This is a genomic window from Mesorhizobium sp. B1-1-5, assembly GCF_006443065.1.
Taxonomy (GTDB): Bacteria; Pseudomonadota; Alphaproteobacteria; order Rhizobiales; family Rhizobiaceae; genus Mesorhizobium.
The window spans coordinates 1-1,060 of sequence record NZ_VFWS01000632.1; the positions used below are offsets into that span (position 1 = coordinate 1).

The following is a 1,060-nucleotide window of genomic DNA, read 5'->3' on the forward strand; positions in this document are numbered from 1 at the left end:
GACCAGCCCGGCTTCCTATTGGGGAGCAAAGCGATGATCCTCGATCCCATCCTGGATTTATTTCGCGGCAAGGCGGTGACGATCCCGCCGCTGGATGGCGCTTTCCGACCCAACACGCAGCTTGACGATGCGCCGGCGTTTGCCGAACTGACCGAGCCGGACAATCTGCTGATCTCTGGCGACAAGCTGCTCGCTTCCAGCGGCAACGCCGTCTGTTCGATTGCCGCCGGTACCGCGCCCAAGTTGTTCGAGACCTTTGCGTCCACCGTTACCGCGCTGGCGTTCTCGCCATCGGGTGAGCTGACGGTCGGATTGGAAAGCGGCAGGCTCCTGGTCGGCGGTAGGGATGTTTCGCTACCGGCTGGTGTCAGCTGCATCACCGCGCTCGCCTATCCCGGTGACGGCGCTCTGTGGCTGGCCAATGGTTCGGCCGAATTCGCACCATCACAATGGGCGGCCGACCTGATGAAGAAAGGCACGTCCGGATCGCTTTGGAAGCAGGATGCGGCAGGCGGGACCTTCCGCAAGGTGGCCGGCGCCATCGCCTTTCCCTATGGGCTCCATCCCATCGGCAGGGATGTGCTGGTGAGCGAGAGCTGGCGCCATCAGCTCATCCGCTTCGAGGCGGCAAGCGGCAGCCGCTCAACGGTGTTGACCCATCTGCCCGGCTATCCCGCGCGGCTGTCGCCGGCAGCCGATGGCGGCGCCTGGCTGACCCTGTTTGCGCCGCGCAACCGGCTGATCGAATTCGTGCTGCAGGAGACGCATTACCGTCAGGACATGATCGAGCAGGTGCCGCCGGCCTATTGGATCGCACCGGCTCTGGCCTCAAGCCGCAGCTTCCTCGAACCGCTGCAATGCGGCGGCATCCGCACGATGGGCATCCACAAGCCCTGGTCGCCGAGCCGCTCCTACGGTCTGGTGGTCAGGCTCGACCAGAACATGCAGCCTCGGTTCAGCCTGCACAGCCGCGCCAACGGCATACGTCACGGCATTTGCAGCGTGGTTGAAAAAGATGGCGAACTGTTCGTCGCCTCGAAGGGCGGCGACTGCGTGTTGG

At 64.2% G+C, this 1,060-nt stretch carries 1 protein-coding gene; it reads left to right on the forward strand.

Translation table 11 applies throughout. From position 1 onward, the window contains the following. Window positions 1–33 precede the first annotated feature (33 nt). The coding region (locus FJ980_RS33940; RefSeq protein ID WP_140547705.1) for a hypothetical protein at window positions 34–1,060 on the forward strand (1,027 nt) is incomplete at its 3' end.